This window comes from Streptomyces cyaneofuscatus, from assembly GCF_033109485.1.
GTDB lineage: Bacteria > Actinomycetota > Actinomycetes > Streptomycetales > Streptomycetaceae > Streptomyces > Streptomyces cyaneofuscatus.
Window position 1 is genome coordinate 6,763,310 of sequence record NZ_CP137002.1, and the last position, 23,357, is coordinate 6,786,666.

Genomic DNA, 23,357 nt, shown 5'->3' on the forward strand with positions numbered 1-23,357 from the left:
CGACCGGAGGCGCTGACCGGAACTTTCCGGCGAGCGCCCTGCTCAGCTCTGGTTGAAGAAGCCGTCGGCCTTGCGGCCGGCGGCTTCCCCGGCGACCACCTGGGTGTCGGCCGGGGAGAGCAGGAAGACCCGGGTGGCCACCCGGTCGATCGAACCGCGCAGACCGAAGATCAGCCCGGCGGCGAAGTCCACCACACGCTTGGCGTCGGCGGGGTCCATGGCCGTGAGGTTGACGATCACCGGGACACCGTCCCGGAACAGCTCACCGATGGCCCGTGCGTCCCGGAAGCTGTCCGGCGTCACCGTGGCGATCCGCCGGTCCTGCTCCTCGGCCGCCTCGGCCGCCACCTGCACCCGCGGGTCGGTGACCCAGGCCTGGTTGCCCGTGCCCGTCTCCGTACCCTCGGCGTACTCGTCGTCGTAGTACCGCTCGTCGTTGTCCTCTACGAGCCCCAGCCACGCACTCGCCTTGCGCACCGATCCCATGGACGCCTCCTCTCAACCGCGGTTCCTTGGTGTTCCGCTTCTCTTTCGTATCCCTATGGTCGTCCATGATGCGGATACCGCGCCAAGTGGATAGTCGCCGCACAGGTGATTCGTGACGGTACTGGTGCAGAAGATGTGGCGGTTCGTCAAGGTTCCTCCTGCGTAAGGCCTGCCCCGTTGGGAAAATATGATGCGCCGGTCCGTACGGGTGACATGGGGGACGTACGGGTGAACGGATCACTCGATACGATGCACGGCGCTCAGGTGCGCGAGTGGCGCGCACCGGTTGGAACGGCTCGCGGGGGATCGGCATGTTCGGAATCGTGAGGCCCTGTACGCACCGGCTCTCCGAAGGTCTGCGGACCGAGTGGATGGCCCATCTCTGCGGTCTCTGCCTGGCCCTGAGGGCGGATCACGGGCAGTTTGCCCGGATCGTCACGAACTATGACGGTCTGATCGTCTCGGTCCTGACGGAGGCTCAGGCCGGCGCCATGCCCGCCGGGCGGCGCACCGCCGGGCCGTGCCCGCTGCGCGCGATGCGGACCGCCCCGGTCGCGATGGGGGAGGGGGCCCGGCTCGCCGCCGCAGTCTCGCTCGTCCTCGCCTCCGCCAAGGTGCGCGACCACGTCGCCGACCGGGACGGGCTGTTGGCCCGCCGGCCGGTCGCGGCGGCCGCGCGGCGGGTGGCGGCGGGCTGGGACCGGGCCGGAGCCCGTACGGGGGCGGCGCTCGGCTTCGACACCGCCCTCCTGGTGGACGCGGTCGACCGGCAGACCGGCATCGAGACCCTCGCCGGGCCCGGCACCCCGCTGCTGACGGTCACCGAACCCACCGAGACGGCCACCGCGGCCGCCTTCGCGCACACCGCGGTCCTCGCCGGGAAGCCGCAGAACGCCGCCCCGCTCGCGGAGGCCGGACGGCTCTTCGGGCGGCTCGCGCATCTGCTGGACGCCGTCGAGGACCGGGAAGCTGACGCCGCGTCGGGTGCCTGGAACCCGCTCACGGTGACCGGCACCTCGCTGACCGAGGCGCGCCGGCTCTGCGACGACGCGCTGCACGGCGTACGGCTCGCGCTGCGCGAGGTGGAGTTCACCGACGGGCAGCTCGTCCACGTCCTGCTCGCCCACGAGCTGCGGCGCTCGGTCGACCGGGCGTTCGGCACGTCGTCCTGCTCGCACCAGGGGCTTGAGGTGCCGGAGGGTTCCTTCGGGCCGCCCCCCGGCAACCCGTACGGTCCCACCCCCGGCAACCCCTACGGTCCCACCCCCGGCAATCCCTACGGTCCCACCCCCGGCGGTCCCGCCGCCCCGCCCCCGCCCCGGCCGCCGCGCGACCGGCGCGGGCTGATCGCCGGGTGCCTGGTCTGGGCCGGGCTCGCCTGCACCTGCCAGATGTGCTGCGGGAGCTACGAGGACCCGTGGAGCCGGGAGCGGCGGGAGGCGCCCTGCCAGGACTGCGGCGACTGCTGCGAGGCGTGCAACTGCTGCGGCCAGTGCGGCGAGGGGTGCTGCTGCTGCGGTGACTCCTGCGGGTGCGACTGCTAGGGCGACAGGCCCTGGCCCGCAGGAATCACCGGCCCCGGGCTACTTCGGCTCGGGGCCCTTCAGCTCCGGCGGCGAGATCTGCGACTTCTCGATCGCGGACTCGGTGGTGCCCCACTTCTCCAGGATCCGGTCGTAGGTGCCGTCCTTCTTGAGCTCGTTGACCGCCGCCTGGAAGGCCGGCGTCAGCGGGCTGCCCTTCTTGAAGGCGAAGCCGACGTCGAGCCGCTTGTACTCGTTGAGGAAGCGCAGTCCCTCCTGCTGGGTCACGGCGTACCGCAGCCCGTTGATGGTGGACATGTTCACGTCCGTGCGCTTCTGCTTGAGGGAGAGCCAGACCGCCGCCGGGTCGGCGTAGGTCTTCACCTCGTAGGGCTTCTTGCCCTTCTCCGCGCACCGGGGCAGGTTCTCCTGGAGCGCGACCTCGAAGGTGGTGCCCGCGCCGGTCGACACGTTCAGGCCGCACAGGTCGGTGAGGTCGGTGATCTCCTTCAGCGGGCTGTCCTCGCGGACGGCGAAGCCCTGGCCGTCGTTGATGTACGTCACGAAGTCGATCGTCTTGCGGCGTACGTCGGTGACGCCGAAGTTCCCCGTACCCAGGTCGTACTTCCCGCTGCCGAGCGCCGGCAGGATCGCCTCGAAGGACGCCACCTCACGCTTCAGCTTCACGCCCAGCACCTTGGCCACCGCGTCCGCGAAGTCGATGTCCGCGCCCGACAGTGTGGTGCCGTCCTCCTCGTAGAACGCCCCGGGCGGGGAGCCGGTGGCGGCCGCGATCCGCAGGGTGCCGGCCTTCCGGACGTCCTCGGGCAGCAGCTCCGCCACGGCGTCGGCCTTCTTCACCGAGGACACCACGTCCGTGGTCGGCGTGTCCCCCTTCTTGACCCCGTTCTCGGCGGTGCCGACCCCGGGCTCCGCCGGGTCCGCGCAGCCGGTGAGGGCCAGTGCGGCGACGGTGATCAAGGCGAAGAGGGCGCTGTGACGCGATCTGGGCATGGCTCTGTTTTCTCCGGGTTCGTCAAGGTATGCCGACCGGCCCCGGGCCGAAAAGGGCGCGGAGCGGCGGCGACAGGTTCAGCGGTGCCTGAGGACGTGCGGCGGAGCGAGGGGAGGGTGACGCGGTGTGGTGTGGTGGCGGTGAAGTCACGCGGGGAATGCTGCTCCAACGCCCTCAGAGCAGGCGTGAGCAGGGAAATCCGGACAGCAGGCGGTCAGCTCAACAGGAAGAGGACCACACGCGACCGAAGTCGATGTGGGAGCGGGTGACCAGCCACTGCTGCGAATACATGGGGCCAGTGGAACAGGCATCCGGGTGCGCGTCAACCGAGATGAGACAAGCCGCTCAGAGTGTGGACAGGCTTGACAATGCGCCGTGTTCACCGCTTATCTCGGAGACGGACCGGCGCTGAGGGGCCCGGTCCGTGTGGTTTTCCGGTGTGAAGGTACGCCCCGTGTTCGATCTCAGCATCCACGGAGCCCTCGCATGCCCCCGCAGACCGATCTGCTGCCTCCCTCGTCCTCCGCGCCACCCGTCAAGAGCGACGGAGACAGTGCGGTCCCCCGCATCGTCCCCGTCCGCCGAACGGGCCGCTGGACAGCGGCTGTTGCCGTGCTCATTCTCCTCGCGCTGGCGCTGAACTCGGTCATCCGCAACGAGGCCTTCGAGTGGGACGTCGTCGTCTCCTACTTCGCCACCGTCTCCGTCCTGCGCGGGCTCTGGCTCACCCTGTGGCTCACCGCGGTCGTCATGGTGCTCGGCTTCGCGCTCGGGGCGCTCCTCGCCGTCCTGCGGCTCTCCGGCAACCCCGTGCTCCAGGCGGTGAGTTGGGGGTACGTCTGGCTCTTCCGGTCCACCCCGATCCTGGTCCAGCTGCTGTTCTGGTTCAACATCGGCGCCCTGTACCCGCAGATCCTCGGCGTCAACACCGTCACCCTCATGGGCCCGGTCACCATCGCCGTCATCGGGCTGACCCTGCACGAGGCCGCGTACGCCGCCGAGGTCGTCCGCGGCGGCATCCTCTCCGTCGAACGCGGCCAGATCGAGGCCGCCCAGTCCCTGGGGCTCGGTCCCTGGCGGCGCTTCCGGCGGATCGTGCTGCCGCAGGCGATGCGCTCCATCGTCCCGCCGGCCGGGAACATGCTGATCGGCACCCTCAAGGGCACCTCGATCGTCAGCATCATCGCCGTGCAGGACCTGCTCTACTCCGTCCAGCTCGTCTACCACCGCACCTACCAGGTCATCCCGCTGCTCCTCGTCGCCACCATCTGGTACGCGCTCGTCACCTCGCTGCTGAGCATCGGCCAGCGCTATGTGGAGCGCTACTACGCCCGCGGTACGGCGGGTGCCCGATGAGCACCGCACCCACCCTGGTGGTGATCGGCGGCGGGCCGCGCGGCACCGGCGTCATCGAGCGCATCGCCGCCAACGCGCCGGAGCTGTACGGGGATCTGCCCCTGGACATCCACCTCGTCGACCCCTACCCGGCCGGCGGCGGACGGATCTGGCGGCCGGACCAGTCGCCGCTGCTCTGGATGAACTCCATGGCCGAGGACGTCACCATGTTCACCGACGAGACGGTGGAGCTGGCCGGACCGGTCGTCGCGGGGCCCGCCCTGCACGCCTGGGCCGAGGACGTCCGCGCCGGGCGCGTCACCCCCGACGCCGAGCCCGCCGTCCTGGCGGAGATACGCGGCCTCACCGGCCAGGACTTCCCCAGCAGGCGGCTCCAGAGCGCCTATCTGCGCTGGACCTACGAGCGCGCCCTGGCGGCCCTGCCTCCCTCGATCACCGTCCACGAGCACCGCACCACCGCCCTCTCCGTCACCGGCCCGCGCGGCTCCCGCCAGCGCGTGAGGCTGAAGGACCGCACCGAACCGCTCCTCGCCGACCTCGTCGTCCTGACCGTCGGCCACCTGGACGCCGAACAGGAGCCGGAGCAGGCCGAGTTGAGCGACTTCGCGGCACGGCACGGGCTGATCCACCTGCCGCCCGACTTCACCGCCGACACCGACCTCACCGCACTGCCGGCCGGTGAACCGGTCATCGTCCGCGGCTTCGGCCTCGCCTTCATCGACCTGATGGTCCTGCTCACCGAGGGGCGCGGCGGACGCCACGAGGACGGGGTCTACGTGCCGTCGGGGCGTGAGCCCGTGCTGTACGTGGGATCGCGGCGCGGGGTCCCGTACCACTCGAAGATCGGCTACACCTGGACCGGCGAACGCCCGCCGCTGCCGCGCTACTTGACCCCGGAATGGGCCGACGAGCTGCTGAGCCGGCCCGGGCCGCTCGACTTCCGGCGCGAGGTGTGGCCGCTGGTCGCCAAGGAGCTCGGCCACGCCCACTACCACCGGCTGTTCACCGCCCACCCCGGGCGCACCACCCTGGACCCCGAGGTCTTCGACGCGAAGTACGCCGCCGCCGACCCCGGCAGCCCCGAGCTGGCCGACCTCGTCGCCGGTGCCGTACCCGACCCCGCCGACCGGCTGGACCTGGACGCGCTCGACCGGCCGCTGGACGGGGTGACGTACGAGAACGGCGAGGCGCTCCAGGAAGGGCTGCGCGACTACATCACCGCCGACCTGACCCGTCGCCATGACCCGGACCACAGCACGGATCTCGCCGTCTTCCTCGGGCTGCTCTCCGCCTACGCGCAGCTCATCCGGCTCGGCGACATCGGCAACTGGTGGCACGGCTTCTTCAGCTACCTCGCCTCCGGACCCCCGGGACCCCGCCTGGAGCAGCTCCTCGCCCTCTCCCGGGCCGGCGTCGTCCGCTTCCTCGGCGGCTCCGTCGCCGTCGAGGCCGACGAGGAGCGCGGCGTCTTCCGGGCGAGCGCCGCCACCGTGCCCGGCGAGCACATCGAGGCCCGCGCCCTGGTCGAGGCCCGCCTCCCGGACCCCTCGCTCCGGCACACCGCCAGCCCGCTGCTGCGCGCGCTGTACGAGGGCGGGGCCGCCGTCACCGACACGGGCCTGCTCTCCGTGGACCCGGGCGACAGCCGCATCGTCGACCGCGAGGGGCGCCCGCACCCGCGCCGCTTCGCGCTCGGCCCGTTCACCACGGCACGCAACAGCGGCGCCTTCACCCGCCCCCGTACGGGCGGACCCGCCTTCCGGCAGAACGACGCCGCCGCCCGCGCCGCGCTCTCCTTCCTGCGCGACCTCTCCTGTCACGGCCGCCTCGCTTCCTGAATCCGCCGCAGAACCTTCCCGTATCACCGCTCCCAAGGAATCCCGCCATGTCGCTGACCAGCGATCCACCCATCGATCCAGCCGCCGGAACCCCCGACGGCCCGCCCGCCGATAAGACCGTCACCAAGGCCGCCGACCCCGGCACCGACTACGGAGAGCTGACCGTCGTCCCGGCCCGCCACCCCTGGCGCTGGGTCGCCATCGCCGTGACCGCGGTCCTGGTCGCCCAGTTCATCAACGGTCTTGTCACCAACCCCGGTTGGGAGTGGGACGTCTTCGCGCAGTTCTTTTCCGCGCCGGTCATCCTCAAGGCCGTCTGGCTCACCCTCCAGCTGACCATCTACGGCACGGTCCTCGGCTTCGCGCTCGGCATCGTGCTGGCGTTCATGCGGCTGTCGGCCAGCCCGTTCCTGCGGACGGTCGCCTACGGCTACATCTGGGCGTTCCGGTCGATCCCGCTCATCGTGCAGCTGCTGTTCTGGTTCAACCTGGCCTATCTGTACAAGGAGTTGCAGTTCGGCATCCCGTTCGGGCCGGGCTTCTTCACCTTCGACACGATGAACCTGGTCGGCGCGGTGAGCGCGGCCGTCCTCGGCCTGGCGCTGCACCAGGCGGCGTACGCGGCGGAGATCGTACGCGGTGGCGTACTGGCCGTCGGCAGCGGCCAGTTGGAGGCGGCGTCCGCCCTCGGCATCCCCAAGCTCCGGCAGCTGCGCCGGATCGTGCTGCCGCAGGCGATGCGCTCGATCCTGCCCAACGCGGCCAACGAGATCATCTCGCTGTTCAAGGGCACCTCGATCGTCTCCGTCATGGCGATCGGCGAACTCTTCTACCAGGTCCAGGTCGTCTACGGCCGCAGCGGCCGGGTCGTCCCCCTGCTGATGGTCGCCACCGCCTGGTACATCATCCTGACCACCGCCCTCTCGATCATCCAGTACTACGTCGAACGTCACTACGCAAAGGGGGCCGTGCGATGAGCGCAACCGTCGAAGCCATGGTCGAGATCCGCTCCGTGCACAAGAACTTCGGCTCCCTGGAGGTGCTGCGCGGCGTCGACCTGTCGGTACGGCCCGGCGAGGTCACCGTCATCCTCGGCCCCTCCGGCTCCGGCAAGTCCACCCTCCTGCGCACCATCAACCACCTGGAGAAGGTCGACCAGGGCTGGATCAGCGTGGACGGCACCCTCGTCGGCTACCGCAGGGACGGCAACAAGCTCTACGAGCTCCGCGAGCGCGAGGTGCTGCGCCAGCGCACCAAGATCGGCTTCGTCTTCCAGAACTTCAACCTCTTCCCGCACCTGACCGTGCTGGAGAACATCATCGAGGCACCCGTCTCCGCGCTGCGCCGCCCCCGCAAGGAGGCCGTCGAGTCGGCGGAGAAGCTGCTCGCCCGGGTCGGTCTCGCCGACAAGGCCTCCGCCTATCCGGCGCAGCTCTCCGGCGGCCAGCAGCAGCGCGTCGCCATCGCCCGCGCCCTGGCGCTGGAGCCCAAGCTGCTCCTCTTCGACGAGCCGACGTCCGCCCTGGACCCGGAGCTCGTCGGCGAGGTCCTCGACGTCATCAAGGACCTGGCGCACGGCGGCACCACGATGATCGTCGTCACCCATGAGATCGGCTTCGCCCGTGAGGTCGCCGACACCGTCGTCTTCATGGACGACGGCCGGATCGTCGAGCAGGGCCGGCCCGCCGACGTTCTGGACCACCCGACCCAGGAGCGCACCCGAGCGTTCCTGTCCAAGGTTCTCTGAACCGCTCCGAGGCTCGAAGAACCTCTTTCATATCCCTTTCATCCGCATCATTCGCAAGGAGTACGTACGTGTCCGTCCGCCGCAGCATCACCCTCGCCATCGCCACGCTCACCGCCACCGGACTGCTCACCGCCTGCGGCAACCCCGACGCCTCCACCGACGTGGCGGCGCCCAAGGGCAAGAAGGACACCGGGATCAACATCAGTCCCGACCAGGACCGGCTCAGAGGCAAGAAGGTCGACGCCATCGCCGCCCTCGTACCCGAGGACATCCGCAAGCGCGGCACCCTGAGGATCGGGGCCAGCGCGGACGCCGTTCCGCCGCTGGGCTTCTTCGCCACCGACGACAAGACCCGGATCGGCTCCGAGATCGACATCGCCACCCTCCTCGTCGACACCCTCGGCCTCAAGCCGGACTTCGGACAGGTCTCCTGGGAGAACCTCTTCGTCGGCCTGGACAGCTCCAAGTTCGACGCGGTCCTCTCCAATGTCACCGTGACCGAGGAGCGCAAGGAGAAGTACGACTTCGCCACCTACCGGCTCGACAACATCGCCTTCGAGGCGAAGAAGGGCTCCGGCTGGAAGGTGACCGGCCCCGAGGACGTCGCGGGCAAGACGATCTCGGTCTCCTCCGGCACCAACCAGGAGAAGATCCTCGTCGAGTGGAGCGAGGAGAACGTCAAGGCCGGCCGCAAGCCCGTCGACATCAAGTACTTCCAGAAGGAGAACGACTACTACCTGGCCCTCCAGTCGGGCCGTATCGACCTCCACCTCGGCCCGAGCCCGTCCGCCGCGTACCACGTCGAGTCCGCGGGCCAGAGCGAGATCGTCGGACAGATCTCCGGGGCCGGAGGCGGCCTTCAGGGCAAGATCGCCGCGACCACCAAGAAGGACAGCGGCCTGGTCAAGGCCTACGCCGCCGCCATCAACCACATCATCGAGGACGGCTCGTACGGCAAGGTCCTGGAGCGCTGGGGGCTGACCGGCGAGGCCGTGGAGAAGTCCGAGATCAACCCGCCCGGCCTGCCCAAGAGCAAGAGCTGATCCGGGGCAACCCTCCAGGGGCCTCGCACAGCCGATGACCACCAGGGGTGTCCGGCCCCGACCGCCGGACACCCCTGGGCCTGTCGTCGAACTGCCGCCTGCCGCGCGACGCCTGGCACGCACGCTCGCGAGGCCCCCGCCCGACCGTCGACCCGAGAGGTCCCGCAATGTCCGCCCGTACCCCCCTCCACCTGGCCGCCGAGATCGGCGGCCCGCCGCACTACGACGCCGGCCACTACCTCCGCCTCGCCAAGCTCGCCGAAGGCGGCGCCCTCGACTACGTCACCCTCGGCGACTCCTTCGCCCGCCCCGGGCTCGACGCGCTCGCGGTCCTCGCCCGCGTCGCGCCCGCCACCGACCGCATCGGGCTCGTCCCGACCGTCACCACCACCCACACCGAGCCCTTCCACGTCTCCTCGGCCGTCGCCTCCCTGGACTGGGTCAGCAACGGCCGGGCCGGCTGGCACGCCGACGTCTCCACCACCGAGGCGGAGGCCCGGCTCTTCGGCAGACGCCCCGCCGCCCCGCCCGCCGCCCTGTGGCAGGAGGCCGGAGAGGTGGCCGACGTCTCCGCGCGGCTCTGGGACAGCTGGGAGGACGACGCGGAGATCCGGGACACCGCGACCGGACGCTTCATCGACCGGGACAAGCTGCACTACGTCGACTTCGAGGGCTCCACCTTCACCGTGAAGGGCCCCGCCATCGTGCCGCGCCCCCCGCAGGGCAGGCCCGTCACCGTCATCGATGCCGTCGGCGCCCCGTCCAAGGAGGCGGCGGCCCGGCACGCGGACGTCATCCACATCCGCGCCACCAGCCCCGAGCAGGCGGCCGCGCTCCGGGACGAACTGCGCGCCAGGGCCTCGGCCCACGGGCGCGACCCCGACGCGCTGCGGGTCCTGGTCGCGCTCACCGTCGACCTCGGGGACGCCGAGAGCGCTCCCGAACCCGGACTGGAGAGCGGACCCCAACTCGCCGGGCGCGGCACCTACTTCCGGGGCGGACCGGTCGACCTCGCCGACCTCATCGCCCAGTGGCACCGGTCGGGCGCGGCCGACGGCTTCCACCTCACGCCCATCACCCCCGAGCGCGACCTCGAAAGGATCGTCAACGGCACCGTGGCCCTCCTCCAGCACCGCAGCCTCTTCCGCACCTTCTATCCCGGCGGAACCCTGCGCGAACACCTGGGCCTCGCCCGCCCCGCCAGCCGCTACGCGCGCGCCGAAACCGCGTCGAAGGAGGCCTGACCGTGCCCCGCACCATGCATCTGGCCGCGCACTTCCCGGGCGTCAACGCCACCACCGTGTGGGCCGACCCCCGCTCCCGCAGCCAGATCGACTTCTCGTCCTTCGTCCATCTGGCCAGGACGGCGGAGCGCGGCAAGTTCGACTTCTTCTTCCTCGCCGAGGGGCTGCGGCTGCGCGAGCACAACGGGCGCATCCACGACCTCGACGTCGTCGGCCGCCCCGAGTCGCTGACCGTGCTCAACGCGCTGGCCGCCGTCACCGAACGGCTCGGCCTCGCCGCCACCGTCAACGCCACCTTCAACGAGCCCTACGAGCTGGCCCGCCGCCTCGCCACCCTCGACCACCTCAGCGCGGGGCGCGCCGCCTGGAACGTGGTGACCTCCTCCGACGCCTTCACCGGGGAGAACTTCCGCCGGGGCGGCTATCTGGACCGCGCCGACCGCTACACCCGGGCCGCCGAGTTCGTCGCCACCGCCCGGGAGCTGTGGGACTCCTGGACGCCGGGCGGCGAGTCCCGGCCCTTCGCGCACGAGGGCGAACAGTTCACCATCTCCGGTGAGTTCACCGTGCCGCGCTCCCCGCAGGGCCACCCGGTGGTGATCCAGGCCGGGGACTCCAGTGAGGGCCGGGAGTTCGCCGCCTCCGCCGCCGACATCATCTTCACCCGGCACGGCACCCTGGAGGCGGGCCGCGACTTCTACGCCGACGTCAAGTCACGGCTCGCCGCGTACGGGAGGCAGCCCGACGACCTCAAGATCATGCCCGGGGTCACCGTGGTGACCGGCGACACCGACGCCGAGGCGCAGGAGCGCGCGTACGAGATCCGCCGGCAGCAGGTCTCCCCGCAGAACGCGATCCTCGCCGCCGAGCAGCTCTGGGGCACCGACCTCTCCGCGTACGACCCCGACGGGCCGCTCCCCGAGATCGACCCCGTCCTCGACTCCGGCCTCGTCAAGGGGAGGGTCCTGCACGGCGACCCGCTCGGCGTCGTCGCGCGGTGGCGTGCGGTCGCCGAGGCCAAGGGACTCTCCCTGCGGCAGACGGTCATCGAGACGACCACCCGGCAGTCCTTCATCGGCTCGCCGCAGACGGTCGCTGCGGAGCTGACCGCCTTCGTCGACGAGCGGGCGGCCGACGGCTTCATCCTCGTACCGCATCTCACCCCGGGCGGTCTGGACGACTTCGTCGACCGGGTCGTCCCGCTCCTCCAGGAGAGCGGAGCATTCCGCTCCGAGTACTCCGGCTCCACGCTGCGGTCGCACCTCGGCCTGGCGGAGCCGGTGTGGAAAGGTTGACCGCATGAGCACGGACGCACAGCAGGACCAGCAGGCCGGGGAGCCGGACGCCGCACAGGAGTGGCAGGGGTGGCACGAGGGGCGCGTCCTCGCGGTCGCGGCCCCCTACGGCCCGCTCTCGCTGACCGGAACCCACTGGCTCTCCGATCACCCGGACGGGCGAATTCCGGCCGTCCCGGGTCAGTGGCGCGAGGACGGCGACGAGGTGGTGCTGACCGCCACCGCCGAGGACGGCATCGTTGTCGACGGCAAGCCGCTGACCGGCGAGGTCCGGCTCTCCGCGGACCGCGGCCCCATCGACGACTCCCGGGTGGCGCAGGGCGAGCGGCGGCTGGTGGTGCTCCGCCGTGAAGGGCTCTGGGCCGTACGGGACTTCGACCCGGCCGCACCCTCGCGGCACGCCTTCTCGACCATCGACGCGACCCCGTACGACCCGGACTGGGCGTTGCCGGGGACCTTCCGTCCGTACGGTGAGGAGCGGGCCGTACGGGTGCCCAACGCCGACGGGGTCGAGCGGGGTCTCGGGCTCGGCGGGGAGATCGCCTTCACGGTGGCCGGGGACGAGCACACGCTCCAGGTCGCCGTCGAGCCGGACGGTTCGCTCTGGGCCGTCTTCGCCGACGCCACCAGCGGGAACGGCAGCTACCGCTTCCGCTTCCTGCGCCCCGGCCCGCCCGCCGCCGACGGCAGGGTGAACGTCGATTTCAACCGTGCGCTGCTGCCGCCGTGCGCCTTCGCCGATCACTTCATCTGCCCCTTCCCGCCCCCGGGCAACACCCTCACCGTGCCGGTCCCGGCGGGGGAGCGGAACCGCCTGGACGCCTGAGCGGCGATCCCCTCAAGGCCTCCCGGCCCCCGGCAGCCCGAGCGCTGCCGGGGGCCGGGGTGCGGGTGGGGCGTGGGTGGCCGAAAGGCATGCTTGCGTCTCCTGTCCGGACCCCTCGATACTCCCGTCAGCGATTGTCAGGGGCACGGCAACTCCGGAATCCGGACAGGCCCCCGGCTGCGCCTCACGGGCCCGCCACCCCACAGGAGGGCCCCCGATTCCCCTCGGAGGAACCCGAAGTGAGGATCAAGCGCACCAACCCCCGCCACAACCAGGCGAGACGCGTCCGTACCACGGCCGTCCTCGCCGGACTCGCCGCCGTCGCGGCGTTCACCGTCCCCACCGCCAGTGCCGAACCCACCGGTACGTTCAGCGCCACCCAGCTGTCCACCGCGAGCGACGCCGTGCTCGGCGCCGACATCGCGGGCACCGCCTGGAACGTCGACCCGAAGACCAACCGCCTCCTGGTCACCGTGGACAGCACGGTCACGCAGGCGGAGATCGCGAAGATCAAGAAGGCCGCCGGCGCCAACGCCTCGGCTCTCACGATCGAGCGCACGCCCGGGAAGTTCAACAAGCTGATCTCCGGCGGCGACGCGATCTACTCCGCCACCGGACGCTGCTCGCTGGGCTTCAACGTCCGCAGCGGCTCCACGTACTACTTCCTGACCGCCGGTCACTGCACCAACGGCACGGGCACCTGGTACGCCAACTCCGCCCGCACCACCGTGCTCGGCAACGCCTCCGGCTCCAGCTTCCCGAACAACGACTACGGCATCGTGCGCTACACGAACACCACCATCCCCAAGGACGGCACGGTCGGCGGCCAGGACATCACCAGCGCCGCCAACGCCACCGTCGGGATGGCCGTCACCCGCCGCGGCTCCACCACCGGCACCCGCAGCGGATCGGTCACCGGCCTCAACGCCACCGTCAACTACGGCGGCGGCGACGTCGTGTACGGCATGATCCGCACCAACGTGTGCGCCGAGCCCGGCGACTCCGGCGGCCCCCTCTACTCCGGCACCCGGGCGATCGGTCTCACCTCCGGAGGCAGCGGCAACTGCTCCTCCGGCGGCACGACCTTCTTCCAGCCGGTCGTCGAGGCCCTGAACGCGTACGGCGTCAGCGTCTACTGACGGGCGCACCGGGTATCCCCACCGGCGCACGGGTTCCCCGGCCCGCGCACCGGCCACGCCCGGCGCTGTCCGTACATACGAGCCCCCGTCCGGAATTCCGGACGGGGGCTCCCGTGCGCCCCCCGGCTCTTGAGAGGATGTCGCGACGACCGGTCGCACGCGAAGCGCCGACACCAGGGGGTCCCAGCTCCGTGAATCGCATCGGAATCACCGGTCACCGTTCCATCCCCGACGGTGCCAGGACCCATGTCCTCGCCGGTCTGCGCGCGGCCCTGTGCGGACTCGACGGGGCCACCGAGGCGCTCTCCAGCCTGGCCGTCGGTGCGGACCAGCTCTTCGCCGGCCTCGCCCTGGACTGCGGCGCCAAGCTGACGGTGGTCATCCCCAGCGGCGACTACGAGGCCTGCTTCGAGTCCACCGCCGACCTGGACCGCTACCGGCTGCTCAAGTCCCGTGCCGCCCAGGAGGTCCGGCTGGACTTCCCGCACTCCACCGACGAGGCGTACTACGCGGCCGGCGCCTACATCGCCGACCACTGCGACCTGCTGCTCGCCGTCTGGGACGGCCGCCCGGCCCGGGGCCTCGGCGGCACCGGCGACATCGTGGACTACGCCCGTACGCTGGGCCGCCCGGTCACCGTCATCTGGCGGGACGGCGTGGAGCGGGGCTGATCTCGGCCTGACGGGACGTCATGTGCGGTGCCGCACCAGCCAGTCCGTGTGCTCCGGCGAGACGATCCGCTCGGTCTCGAACACCGCCACCGGCCACTGCCGCTCGGTGAGCGTGGTCTCCATCGCCGCCTGCATCGACTCCAGGTCGTCCTCCACCAGGGAGTGCGCGGAGATCAGCGGATGGTGGCGGCGCAGCTCGTTCCAGGCGAGACAGGCCGCCGCGGCCGCCGACAGCACCCCGGTCAGCCCGAGGGAGCGCCCCACCCCGAAGGTCTGCGCCACGCTCAGAGCCAGCGCCGGCAGGGTCAGCGCGACGATCGCCCCGGACCAGACGAGCGCGCCGCGCCGGGAGACCAGCCGCCGTCTGCGGTACCAGCGCCGCTGCTCGATGAGCCGGTCCCGTACATAGGTCTCCTTGCGTACGGTGAAGGCCTTGTCCCGTAACTCCCGCATGGATTCCGTGATGACCGCCCCGTCGGCGTCCGTCATCACCTCGCGCGGATCGGCCCAGCCCACTTTGCGCAGTTCCTGGAGCCCTTCCTCCAGCCGGTTGGCGAACAGCGCCTCGGGGTGGTGGGTCGAGCTCTCGAAAGGCGAGCCGTGGACCGCGTAACGCCAGCAGAGGGACTTGATGAACTCCGCCGCGGAGCGGTTGAGTTGCCAGTGCGACTTCGCTTTGCGGCGCGAGGCGAGGTAGGTCGTGAACAGGACACCCAGGTACGCCAACACCGCCGCGCCGTAAAGAAGTTGGACGGCGAGACCGTCCTCGGCGTGCCAGGGGAGCGCGGCGGGCACCGTGCCCGCCACGAGCAGCGCCAGCTGGACCCTGGTGGTGTTCACGGCCTCACGCTGGCGGGACACCGCGATGGCGTCCGTACGGTGGAAGAGGGCGGGCAGGTCGGCGTTCCTGAAGACCATGCTCTGAAGAGGTCCGGGAATCGCCGTCATGTTCACTCCCGTATCCCATGTAGTCGGGGCTCCGTTGTCGGAATGAAAGATTCCGGACCATTTGGAGCAGTCCCGTATGTCACTCGGCTTACGAGGGTGCGACACGAGTTGCACACCTAGGTCATGAGAGTAAAGTCGTGCCGCCAGGCACTGCAATGGTGCAACTGCCGGTGTTGTCCCCCTGACCGGAACGAGCCCCCCTAGGACGGCCGTGAAGACCTACGAATCATCCCCTCTCTTCGCTGATGCGAAGACGCGCCGTGTGCCGCTCGCCAAGATCGACATTTCCGGTGGCTCCGCCGCCCGGAAGCTTGCGCGAGTGATCCCCACGGCCACCGGCCGCCCCTCCCGTGTTTCCACCTTCAACTCAGCTCTCTGAGGCGCTCCGCACGGCCGCATTCCGGTGCGGAACGCTGGACTAGACTGACGGAATGACAGGACCCGCGGTCCCATTCCGCGAAATCGTTCTGAAGGTTCACAGCAGGTGCGATCTGGCCTGCGACCACTGTTATGTCTACGAACATGCTGATCAGAGCTGGCGAACCCGGCCCAAGACAATCTCTGACCATGTTGTTTCCCGGACGGCTCAACGCCTGGCCGAACACGCCAGGACCCACGCCCTGCCCTCCGTGACAGTGATCCTGCACGGAGGGGAGCCCTTGCTCGCCGGACCGGCCCGACTGCGCCACGTCTGCGAAGAGTTCACTTCGGCCCTCGCGGGCATCGCCGAGCTGGATCTGCGCATCCACACCAACGGCCTCCAGCTGAGCCCCCGTTACCTCGACCTGTTCGACGAGTTCGACGTCAAGGTGGGCATCTCCCTCGACGGCGACCGCGCCGCCAACGACCGCCACCGCCGCTACGCCGACGGGCGCAGCAGCCACCCCCTGGTCCTCAAGGCCGTGGAACTGCTCCGGCAGGACCGCTACCGCCATCTCGATCTCGGCCTCCTGTGCACGGTCGACATCGCCAACGACCCGGTCGCGGTCCTCGACGCGCTCACCGGACTCGAACCGCCGCTCATCGACTTCCTCCTCCCGCACGCCACCTGGGACGAGCCGCCGCCGCGCCCGGACGGATCCCCCACCGCGTACGCCGAGTGGCTCCTCACCGTCTTCGACCGCTGGCAGGAGCAGGGGCGCCCGGTGCCGGTCCGCCTCTTCTCCTCGGTGCTCTCCACCCTGAGCGGCGGCCCCAGCCTCACCGAGTCCCTCGGGCTCGCCCCCACGGACCTGGTCGTCGTCGAGACCGACGGCCAGCTGGAACAGGTGGACTCCCTCAAGAGCGCCTACGAAGGCGCCGCGGCCACCGGGTTCGACGTGTTCACCCACAGCTTCGACGAGGTCGCGGCGCACCCCGGGGTCCGGGCGCGCCAGCTCGGCCTGGCCGGCGTCAGCGAGACCTGCCGTCGCTGCCCCGTCGTACGCTCGTGCGGCGGCGGGCTCTACACCCACCGCTACCGCTCGCCGGGCGGCTTCGACAACCCGTCCGTCTACTGCGCCGACCTGGCCGCGCTGATCCGGGGCATCGAGGACCGGACGGCCGCCGCCACCGAGTCGCCCGCCGTCCGCGACCCGGACGAACTGCTCGCCGACCAGCAGGATCTGACCCGCACCCTGCTCGCCGCCCTCCACGACAGCCTCGACGGCGCCGGCGGGGAGACCTGGGAGACGGCGTGGGCGCTGGCCGCCGAGGTCGAGAGCGACCCGGCCGGGCAGGCGGCCCTAGACGTGGTCCTCGCCCACCCCTACACCCGCACCTGGCTGCTGGACGCCCTGGAGGCGGTACGGGCCGGCCGGCCGGTGGCAGGCCCCCCGGTGGAGCGGCTCGCCGCCTCGGTGGCCGCCGCCGCCGTGCACGCCGGGCTCGACCTGGCCGTCCCGGTGGCCCACCGCGACGGCCGCCTCTTCCTGCCGACGCTCGGGGAGGTCCGGGCCGGCGGGGCGGGGGAGACGGGGACGGCTCTGGTGCGGGGTGACGGCGAGGGGTTCACGGTCCACACCGGAGGGGGCGCGCTGCACATCGCGCGGGGGGCGGGGGAGAGCCCGCACTGGTCGCCCGTACGCCGCCTCGCGGCCGGGGGACCCGGTGCCGTACGGGAGACCGGCGGGCCCGGGGCCGTACGGGCGGCTGACGGGCCCGGGGCCGTACAGGCGGCCGGCGGGCCCGGTCCCGTACCCACCCTCGTACTGGACGATCTCGATCCGTACCGCTCCTGCTTCGGCGCGCCCGCAGCCCAGCGGCTCTCCCCGCCGGCCGCCGATGCCTGGTCCGCCTCCCTCGCGGCCGCCTGGGAGCTGCTGGCGGAGACCGTGCCGGAGCAGGCGGCCGAGGCGGCGGCCGTCCTCACCACGCTCACCCCGCTCGCCGGGGGCGAGGCGGTCCAGGTGGGCCGCCATGGGTACGGGGCGCTCGGCATCGCGGCCGGGGAGGACCCCCACACCCTGGCGACCGCCCTGCTGCGTGGGTTCCGGCGGACGAAACTCCGGGCCCTGGCCGAGGTCACGGACCTGTACGCCTCGGACGGTTCCTGGGATCATCGGATGCCCTGGCAGGAGGAGCGGGAGGAGCGGGAGGAGCAGGAGGAGTTCGTTCCGTTTTCCCGGCTGCTGTCGGAGACTTATGAGCGGGTCGGGCTCGGCCTCTTCGCACCACGGTTCCTCGCCGGGGTCCCGCAAGCGCTCGACATGATCGAAGAGGCGGCGGAAACGACCGTCGACGGAAAGCAATTGCTCGCCGTGATGCGCAAAGAGATCAACGGTACACACGGGACATCCGGGAGGAACGGTTGCACAACCGATGTGGAGCGCGCCGCAATGCGGTGAACAGGGGAACGCTTGACTGAAAAATAGCGTTCAATGACCGAACGGCAGGGGGGTGGAGTGCAGTCCGCTCCGGAATGATGAATTCGCTCGCATTTCCTTTCCTCCTCCTCGGATGCGAGTGCTCACACAGGACGGGGGTCGTGTGCACGCATCGACGCAGCAGCGAGCGGCGGACCATCGACCGTACTTCTTTCTGAGCTACGCCCACACGCCGGGCCACGGCAGCGGAACGGACCCCGATATGTGGGTCGAACGCCTTTTCCGTGACCTGTGCGGCCATGTGCTGGCCATGACGGACCTTCCCGCAGGCGCGTCCCCCGGCTTCATGGACCGCGAGATACGCTCCGGCGAGGGCTGGTCGGAACGGCTCGGCGAAGTCCTCGCCACCTGCCGGGTCTTCGTCCCGCTGTTCTCGCCGCGCTACTTCGCCAGCGAGATGTGCGGCAAGGAGTGGCACGCCTTCGAGCAGCGCGCCATCCACCACCGGGCCCGCTCCAACCAGCCCGCCGAGGCGATCGTCCCGGCCCTGTGGGTACCGGTGCCGCCGAGCCAACTCCCGGGATCCGCCGAGCGGTTACAGTTCAACCACCGCGACTTCGGGGACCGGTACGTCACCGACGGCCTCTACGGCCTCATCAAGCTCAGACTCTTCGCCCAGGAATACGAACGGGCCGTCTACGAACTGGCCAAGCGCATCGTCCGCGTCGCCGACACCGTCCGCATCGACACCGGCAGACCCGTCGACTACCGTCTCGCCCCCAGCGCCTTCGGCTCCCCCAGCAGCGGGGTCGGCGCCCCCCGGCCCATGCGGATCACCATCGCCGCACCCACCCGCCACGACCTGCCCGACGGGCGCGACGGCGACTACTACGGCGACCACCCGCAGGACTGGAACCCCTACCACCCGGCCGCCGCCCGCCCGCTCGCCTATGTCGCCGAGGAGCTGGTGCGCTCGCTCAACTACCAGGCGCAGATAACCTCGTTCGACGAGGAGTCGGGGAGGCCCGAGGGGAAGTCCCCGCCCACCACCCCCGAGATCCTCCTCGTCGACCGCTGGGCCCTCCAGGACGAGGACCGCCGCCGCAGGCTCGCCGCCTTCGACGCGGAGGACCGGCCCTGGGTGACCATGGTCGTGCCGTGGAGCCGCGAGGACCACCAGAGCCGGGCGGCGGAGGCCGAACTGACCGAGAAGCTCGAAGCGACCATGCCGGCCAAGATGCGCCACGGGCGGACCTTCTGCCGCGCCGCGGCCAGGGGGGTGCCCACGATGGAGGCGTTCGGCCAGATCCTGCCCCAGGTCGTCGAGGTCGCCGCCCAGCAGTACCTGAAGCACGCGAAGGCCTACCCGCCGGTCACCGGCGGCGGGCACGGCGAACGGACCCGGCTGACCGGCCCCATGGGCCACACCAGCTACACACCCGACCCGCACGACCCTGCGACGGAAGCGGAGGACCTATGAGTGCCGGTCGTGACGGGCGCATCGTCACCTTCTACTCGTACAAGGGCGGCACGGGGCGCACCATGGCCCTGGCCAACACCGCCTGGATCCTCGCCGCCAACGGCAAGCGGGTGCTGGCCGTCGACTGGGACCTGGAGGCACCCGGACTCCACCGGTTCTTCCACCCCTTCCTCGACCCCGCCACCCTCGGCGCCACCACCGGCGTGATCGACCTGATCACCGAGTACGCCTGGGCCGCGACCAGCCCCGCCCAGCGCGCGGAGGACTGGCACCGCGACTACGCCCGCATCCAGCCGCACGCCGTATCGCTGACCCCCGAGGCGCTCGGCTGGGAGTTCCCGCAGGGCGGCACCCTCGACTTCGTCTCCGCCGGACGGCAGAACCGCGAGTACAGCGCGACCGTCTCCACCTTCGACTGGGACAACTTCTACGACCGGCTCGGCGGCGGCCACTTCTTCGACGCGCTGCGCGAGGACATGAAGGCCAACTACGACTACGTCCTCATCGACAGCCGGACCGGCCTCAGCGACATCGCCGACATCTGCACCGTCCACCTCCCCGACGTCCTCGTCGACTGCTTCACCCTCAGCGACCAGTCCATCGACGGCGCCGCCTCCGTCGCCCGCCAGATCGCCGAGCGCTACACCGGCCGGCCCATCTCCATCTTCCCCGTCCCCATGCGCATCGACGAGGGCGAGAAGGAGAAGGCGGACGCCGGACGGGCGCTGGCCCGGCTCAAGTTCGACCGGCTGCCCCGCGACCTGTCCGGCGACGAACTCACCGCCTACTGGGGCGCGGTGGAGATCCCCTACCGCCCGTACTACGCGTACGAGGAGACGCTGGCCACCTTCGGCGACGAGGCCGGGCTCACCAACTCCCTCCTCTCCGCCTTCGAACGGCTCGCTGCGGTCATCACCGACCGCGAGATCACCTCGATGCCCCCGGTCGGCGAAGAGGTACGCCTGCGGATCCGCGACGCCTTCACCCGCCGCCGGCCCGCCCTGCCCGCCGACCTCTTCCTCAGCTATGTGGCGGAGAACCGGATGTGGGCCGACTGGATCGAATCGGTCCTCACCCGGGCCGGCTTCCGGGTCGTCCCCCGCGACGTCTCCGCCGAACCGGTCGCCCCGGAACCGGCGGTCACCCCGGCGAGCGCCGCCCGTACCGTGGTGCTGCTCTCCAGCGCCTACCTCAAGTCGCAGCGCGCGGTCGACCTCTGGGAGCGGGCCGTCGCCGAGGACCCGGGCGGCGGCCGGCGCCAGCTGCTGCCGCTGCGCGTCGGGGACGTACGGCTGTCCGCGCCGTACATCGACCGCAACCCGGTCGACCTCTTCCGGCTGGACGAGGTGCACGCCACCACCGCCCTGATGCGCGCCCTGGACCGGCCGGTGCAGCCCGCCGACGGGGTCTCGCCCGGACCGCGCTTCCCCGGCACCGTCCCGAGGATCTGGAACGTACCGCCCCGCAACCCGGGATTCACCGGCCGCTCCCTCGTCCTGGAGCGGATGCGCGACCAGCTCGGCGGCGGCATGGCCGTCGTCCTGCCGCAGCCCCAGACCCTGTACGGGCTCGGCGGCGTCGGCAAGACCCAGGTCGCCCTGGAGTACGTGCACCGCTTCATGGCCGACTACGACCTGGTCTGGTGGATATCGTCCGAGCAGGGCGACGACGTGGTCGCCGCGCTCGCCGAACTCGCCGTCCGGCTCGGCGCCCAGGGCGGCGAGGACATGGCGGCCGCCTCCCAGGAAGCCGTCGACCTGCTGCGGCGCGGGGTGCCGTCGGACCGCTGGCTGCTGGTCTTCGACAACGCCGACGACCCCGAGGCGCTGCGCCGCTACTTCCCGCAGGGCGGCTCCGGCCACATCCTGGTGACCTCCCGCAACCAGAGCTGGTCCCAGCACGGGGACGCGCTGCCCGTCGACGTCTTCCTGCGGGAGGAGTCGATCGAGCACCTCCAGCGCCGGGCCTCGGGGCTGACCGACGATGAAGCCGATCAGGTGGCCACCGCCCTGGGCGACCTGCCGCTCGCCGTCGAGCAGGCGGCGGCCTGGATCGCGGAGACCGCCACCCCCATCGACACCTACCTCGAACAGCTCGGCCGGCAGGCGCCCCAGGTGCTCTCCCTCAACCAGCCCGCCGGCTACCCGGAACCGGTCGCCGCGACCTGGAACATCTCCATCGCCCGGCTCAAGGAACGCTCGCCCGCCGCGGTGCGCCTCCTCCAGCTCTGCGCCTTCTTCGCCCCCGAGCCGATCTCCGCCAACCTGCTCTACAGCAAGGAGATGATCGAGGCGCTGAAGCCGTACGACTCCTCGCTCCAGGAGAAGCTGGTGCTGGGCCGGGTCATCCGGGAGATCGGCCGGTTCGCCCTCGCCAAGGTCGACCAGGTCTCCAACTCCATCCAGGTGCACCGCCTCGTCCAGGCCGTCATCAAGGCCCAGCTCTCCGAGGAGGAGCAGCGCGAGGCCCGGCACGTCGTCCACCGCATCCTGGCCGGCGCCCGGCCCGACGACGACGAGCCGATCGACAACCCGGAGACCTGGCCGCGCTTCGCCACGATCTGGCCGCACCTGGGCCCCTCCGACGCCCGCCACTGCAAGGAGCCGGAGACCCGCAGGCTCCTGATCGACCGGGTCCGCTACCTGTGGAAGCGCGGGGACGTCAGGACCGCGGGGGCGCTGGGGGAGGAGCTGCGGCAGACCTGGCTGGAGATGCTGGGCGAGCGCGACCTGCAGTACCTCTACCTCTGCTTCCACCTCTCCAACATCCTGCGCACGCGCGGGCGGTACGTGGAGGCGAAGGAGCTGGACGAGTTCACCCTGGACCGCCAGCGGGAGGTGCTCGGCCCGGAGCACCCGCACACCTACATGACCACCAGCAGCCTGGCGATCGACCTGGGGCTGCTCGGGGACTACGGGCAGGCGATCGAGCTGGCCACCGAGGCCCACGACGGCTTCAGCCAGATCTTCCACGACTCGCACCCCAGGACCCTGGCGGCCGCCAACAACCTGGCCCTGAACCTGCGCAGCATCGGCCAGTACGCGCGGGCCCGCGAGATCGACCAGGACGTCTACGACCGGCGCACCGAGGTGCTCGGCGCGAAGCACCCCTACTCCCTCTCCTCCGCCATGAACCTGGCCCGGGACCTGCGCGAGGTGGGGCGGTACGAGGACTCCGTGGGCCTGCTCAGCCGCACCTACGAGAGCTTCAAGGAGACGCTCGGCCGCACCTACCCGACGACGCTGAGCGCGGCCAAGAGCCTGGCGGTGTCGCTGCGGCGGGCCGGCCGGTTCGAGGACGCCCACCGGCTGACGGTCGCCACCCGCGCCCGCTACCGGGCCAAGTACACCTCCGCCAACCCCGACTCGCTGGCCTGCGACCTCAACCTGGCGGCCGACCTGTTCGCCGCCGGGGACGCGGTCCAGGCCCGGGACACCGCCCAGGAGGTGGTGGACCAGTACATGAAGGTGCCGGGGGAGAAGCACCCGTACACCCTGGCCGCCCAGAACAACCTGAGCGTCTACCTCTCGGGGACCGGGGAGGCGGAGCGGTCGGAGCAGATCCTGAAGCTGGTGGTGGCCTCGATGCGGGAGCGGTTCGGCCGGGAACACCCGAACACGCTTTTCTGCGTCATGAACCTGGCCAACGCCACGGCGGACCGCGGCGATCTGCCCCTGGTGCTGGAGACGGAACAGCGGCTGGCGACGCAACTGACGGCGGCGCTGGGGGCCCACCACCCCGAGACCCTGGCGATGATCTCGAACATGGCGGTCACGCTGGACGCGATGGGGCGCGAGGAGGAGGCGGCACAGCTGCGGTCCGAGCTCCTGGGCGAGCTGTCCCGGCAGCTCGGCGACGAGCATCCGCTGACCCAGATCGCCCGGGACGAGCGGCGCTTCCGGCGCGAACTGGAACCGCTGGCGGTGTGAGGGGGGCGGGCGG

The 23,357-nt window shown here is 71.1% G+C and carries 18 protein-coding genes; 15 read left to right on the plus strand and 3 right to left on the minus strand.

Features of this window, described 5'->3' with window-relative positions; genetic code table 11:
- Window positions 1-42 precede the first annotated feature (42 nt).
- The gene (locus tag R2B67_RS29835; RefSeq protein ID WP_161264670.1) at window positions 43-486 is read right to left on the minus strand and encodes a cell division protein SepF; all 444 of its coding nucleotides are present in this window, start codon (window positions 484-486) and stop codon (window positions 43-45) included.
- A gap of 311 nt (window positions 487-797) precedes the next feature.
- On the opposite strand from R2B67_RS29835, the gene R2B67_RS29840 reads away from it, so the two are divergent.
- Window positions 798-2,030 carry a DUF5685 family protein gene (locus tag R2B67_RS29840; RefSeq protein WP_317822347.1) on the plus strand — a complete coding sequence of 411 codons (1,233 nt, stop codon included), beginning with the start codon at window positions 798-800 and terminating at the stop codon, window positions 2,028-2,030.
- Window positions 2,031-2,069: 39 nt separating this feature from the next.
- On the opposite strand, the gene R2B67_RS29845 is transcribed toward R2B67_RS29840, so the two are convergent.
- On the minus strand, window positions 2,070-3,023 hold the full coding sequence (locus tag R2B67_RS29845) for an ABC transporter substrate-binding protein (RefSeq protein ID WP_317822348.1): 954 nt from the start codon (window positions 3,021-3,023) through the stop codon (window positions 2,070-2,072).
- 487 nt (window positions 3,024-3,510) lie between these two features.
- On the opposite strand from R2B67_RS29845, the gene R2B67_RS29850 reads away from it, so the two are divergent.
- The 10 genes from R2B67_RS29850 (at window position 3,511) to R2B67_RS29895 (ending at window position 14,183) form a co-directional block, all read left to right on the plus strand.
- Window positions 3,511-4,380, plus strand: coding sequence for an amino acid ABC transporter permease (locus R2B67_RS29850; protein WP_317822350.1), 870 nt, complete (start codon window positions 3,511-3,513; stop codon window positions 4,378-4,380).
- The gene (locus R2B67_RS29855) at window positions 4,377-6,218 is read left to right on the plus strand and encodes an FAD/NAD(P)-binding protein (protein ID WP_317822352.1); all 1,842 of its coding nucleotides are present in this window, start codon (window positions 4,377-4,379) and stop codon (window positions 6,216-6,218) included. Before R2B67_RS29850 ends, R2B67_RS29855 begins: the two co-directional genes overlap by 4 nt.
- A 47-nt stretch (window positions 6,219-6,265) precedes the next feature.
- Window positions 6,266-7,195, plus strand: a complete 930-nt coding sequence (locus R2B67_RS29860; RefSeq protein WP_317822354.1) for an amino acid ABC transporter permease — start codon at window positions 6,266-6,268, stop codon at window positions 7,193-7,195.
- Window positions 7,196-7,212: 17 nt separating this feature from the next.
- Entirely contained in the window at window positions 7,213-7,965 is a 753-nt protein-coding gene (locus R2B67_RS29865) for an amino acid ABC transporter ATP-binding protein (protein WP_237329382.1), read from the plus strand.
- A 68-nt stretch (window positions 7,966-8,033) separates the two neighbouring features.
- Window positions 8,034-9,008, plus strand: a complete 975-nt coding sequence (locus tag R2B67_RS29870) for an ABC transporter substrate-binding protein (protein WP_018515469.1) — start codon at window positions 8,034-8,036, stop codon at window positions 9,006-9,008.
- Between the two features lie 167 nt (window positions 9,009-9,175).
- The gene (locus R2B67_RS29875) at window positions 9,176-10,252 is read left to right on the plus strand and encodes an LLM class flavin-dependent oxidoreductase (RefSeq protein ID WP_317822355.1); all 1,077 of its coding nucleotides are present in this window, start codon (window positions 9,176-9,178) and stop codon (window positions 10,250-10,252) included.
- A 14-nt stretch (window positions 10,253-10,266) separates the two neighbouring features.
- Complete coding sequence (locus tag R2B67_RS29880; protein WP_317824987.1) at window positions 10,267-11,547, plus strand: NtaA/DmoA family FMN-dependent monooxygenase; 1,281 nt, start codon at window positions 10,267-10,269, stop codon at window positions 11,545-11,547.
- A gap of 4 nt (window positions 11,548-11,551) precedes the next feature.
- A complete protein-coding gene (locus R2B67_RS29885; protein ID WP_018515466.1) occupies window positions 11,552-12,373 on the plus strand; it encodes a DUF1684 domain-containing protein in 822 nt (273 codons plus the stop codon).
- A 239-nt stretch (window positions 12,374-12,612) separates the two neighbouring features.
- Window positions 12,613-13,512, plus strand: coding sequence for a S1 family peptidase (locus R2B67_RS29890; protein WP_317822358.1), 900 nt, complete (start codon window positions 12,613-12,615; stop codon window positions 13,510-13,512).
- Window positions 13,513-13,703: 191 nt separating this feature from the next.
- Window positions 13,704-14,183, plus strand: coding sequence for a hypothetical protein (locus R2B67_RS29895; protein WP_018515464.1), 480 nt, complete (start codon window positions 13,704-13,706; stop codon window positions 14,181-14,183).
- 18 nt (window positions 14,184-14,201) lie between these two features.
- On the opposite strand, the gene R2B67_RS29900 is transcribed toward R2B67_RS29895, so the two are convergent.
- Window positions 14,202-15,131, minus strand: coding sequence for a DUF4231 domain-containing protein (locus R2B67_RS29900; protein WP_317822359.1), 930 nt, complete (start codon window positions 15,129-15,131; stop codon window positions 14,202-14,204).
- 262 nt (window positions 15,132-15,393) lie between these two features.
- Here R2B67_RS29900 and fxsA point away from each other — a divergent pair, with 262 nt between their 5' ends.
- From fxsA to fxsT, 4 genes are all read left to right on the plus strand, one after another.
- Complete coding sequence (gene fxsA / locus R2B67_RS29905) at window positions 15,394-15,510, plus strand: FxSxx-COOH cyclophane-containing RiPP peptide (RefSeq protein ID WP_317824988.1); 117 nt, start codon at window positions 15,394-15,396, stop codon at window positions 15,508-15,510.
- Window positions 15,511-15,562: 52 nt separating this feature from the next.
- The gene (fxsBH, locus tag R2B67_RS29910) at window positions 15,563-17,956 is read left to right on the plus strand and encodes a radical SAM/SPASM protein FxsBH, inactivated beta-hydroxylase extension form (protein WP_317822361.1); all 2,394 of its coding nucleotides are present in this window, start codon (window positions 15,563-15,565) and stop codon (window positions 17,954-17,956) included.
- A gap of 112 nt (window positions 17,957-18,068) precedes the next feature.
- Entirely contained in the window at window positions 18,069-19,415 is a 1,347-nt protein-coding gene (gene fsxC, locus R2B67_RS29915) for an FxsC protein (protein WP_158689993.1), read from the plus strand.
- Window positions 19,412-23,344: an FxSxx-COOH system tetratricopeptide repeat protein gene (fxsT, locus tag R2B67_RS29920; protein ID WP_317822363.1), complete on the plus strand. Its 3,933-nt coding sequence runs from the start codon at window positions 19,412-19,414 to the stop codon at window positions 23,342-23,344. Before fsxC ends, fxsT begins: the two co-directional genes overlap by 4 nt.
- Window positions 23,345-23,357: the final 13 nt, after the last annotated feature.

Bases quoted from the DNA above. Each gene is read 5' to 3' on its own strand.
- R2B67_RS29835 (WP_161264670.1), bottom strand. From the start codon at position 486: ATGGGATCGGTGCGCAAGGCGAGTGCGTGGCTGGGGCTCGTAGAGGAC.
- R2B67_RS29840 (WP_317822347.1), top strand. From the start codon at position 798: ATGTTCGGAATCGTGAGGCCCTGTACGCACCGGCTCTCCGAAGGTCTG.
- R2B67_RS29845 (WP_317822348.1), bottom strand. From the start codon at position 3,023: ATGCCCAGATCGCGTCACAGCGCCCTCTTCGCCTTGATCACCGTCGCC.
- R2B67_RS29850 (WP_317822350.1), top strand. From the start codon at position 3,511: ATGCCCCCGCAGACCGATCTGCTGCCTCCCTCGTCCTCCGCGCCACCC.
- R2B67_RS29855 (WP_317822352.1), top strand. From the start codon at position 4,377: ATGAGCACCGCACCCACCCTGGTGGTGATCGGCGGCGGGCCGCGCGGC.
- R2B67_RS29860 (WP_317822354.1), top strand. From the start codon at position 6,266: ATGTCGCTGACCAGCGATCCACCCATCGATCCAGCCGCCGGAACCCCC.
- R2B67_RS29865 (WP_237329382.1), top strand. From the start codon at position 7,213: ATGGTCGAGATCCGCTCCGTGCACAAGAACTTCGGCTCCCTGGAGGTG.
- R2B67_RS29875 (WP_317822355.1), top strand. From the start codon at position 9,176: ATGTCCGCCCGTACCCCCCTCCACCTGGCCGCCGAGATCGGCGGCCCG.
- R2B67_RS29880 (WP_317824987.1), top strand. From the start codon at position 10,267: ATGCATCTGGCCGCGCACTTCCCGGGCGTCAACGCCACCACCGTGTGG.
- R2B67_RS29885 (WP_018515466.1), top strand. From the start codon at position 11,552: ATGAGCACGGACGCACAGCAGGACCAGCAGGCCGGGGAGCCGGACGCC.
- R2B67_RS29900 (WP_317822359.1), bottom strand. From the start codon at position 15,131: ATGACGGCGATTCCCGGACCTCTTCAGAGCATGGTCTTCAGGAACGCC.
- fxsBH (WP_317822361.1), top strand. From the start codon at position 15,563: ATGACAGGACCCGCGGTCCCATTCCGCGAAATCGTTCTGAAGGTTCAC.
- fsxC (WP_158689993.1), top strand. From the start codon at position 18,069: ATGCGAGTGCTCACACAGGACGGGGGTCGTGTGCACGCATCGACGCAG.
- fxsT (WP_317822363.1), top strand. From the start codon at position 19,412: ATGAGTGCCGGTCGTGACGGGCGCATCGTCACCTTCTACTCGTACAAG.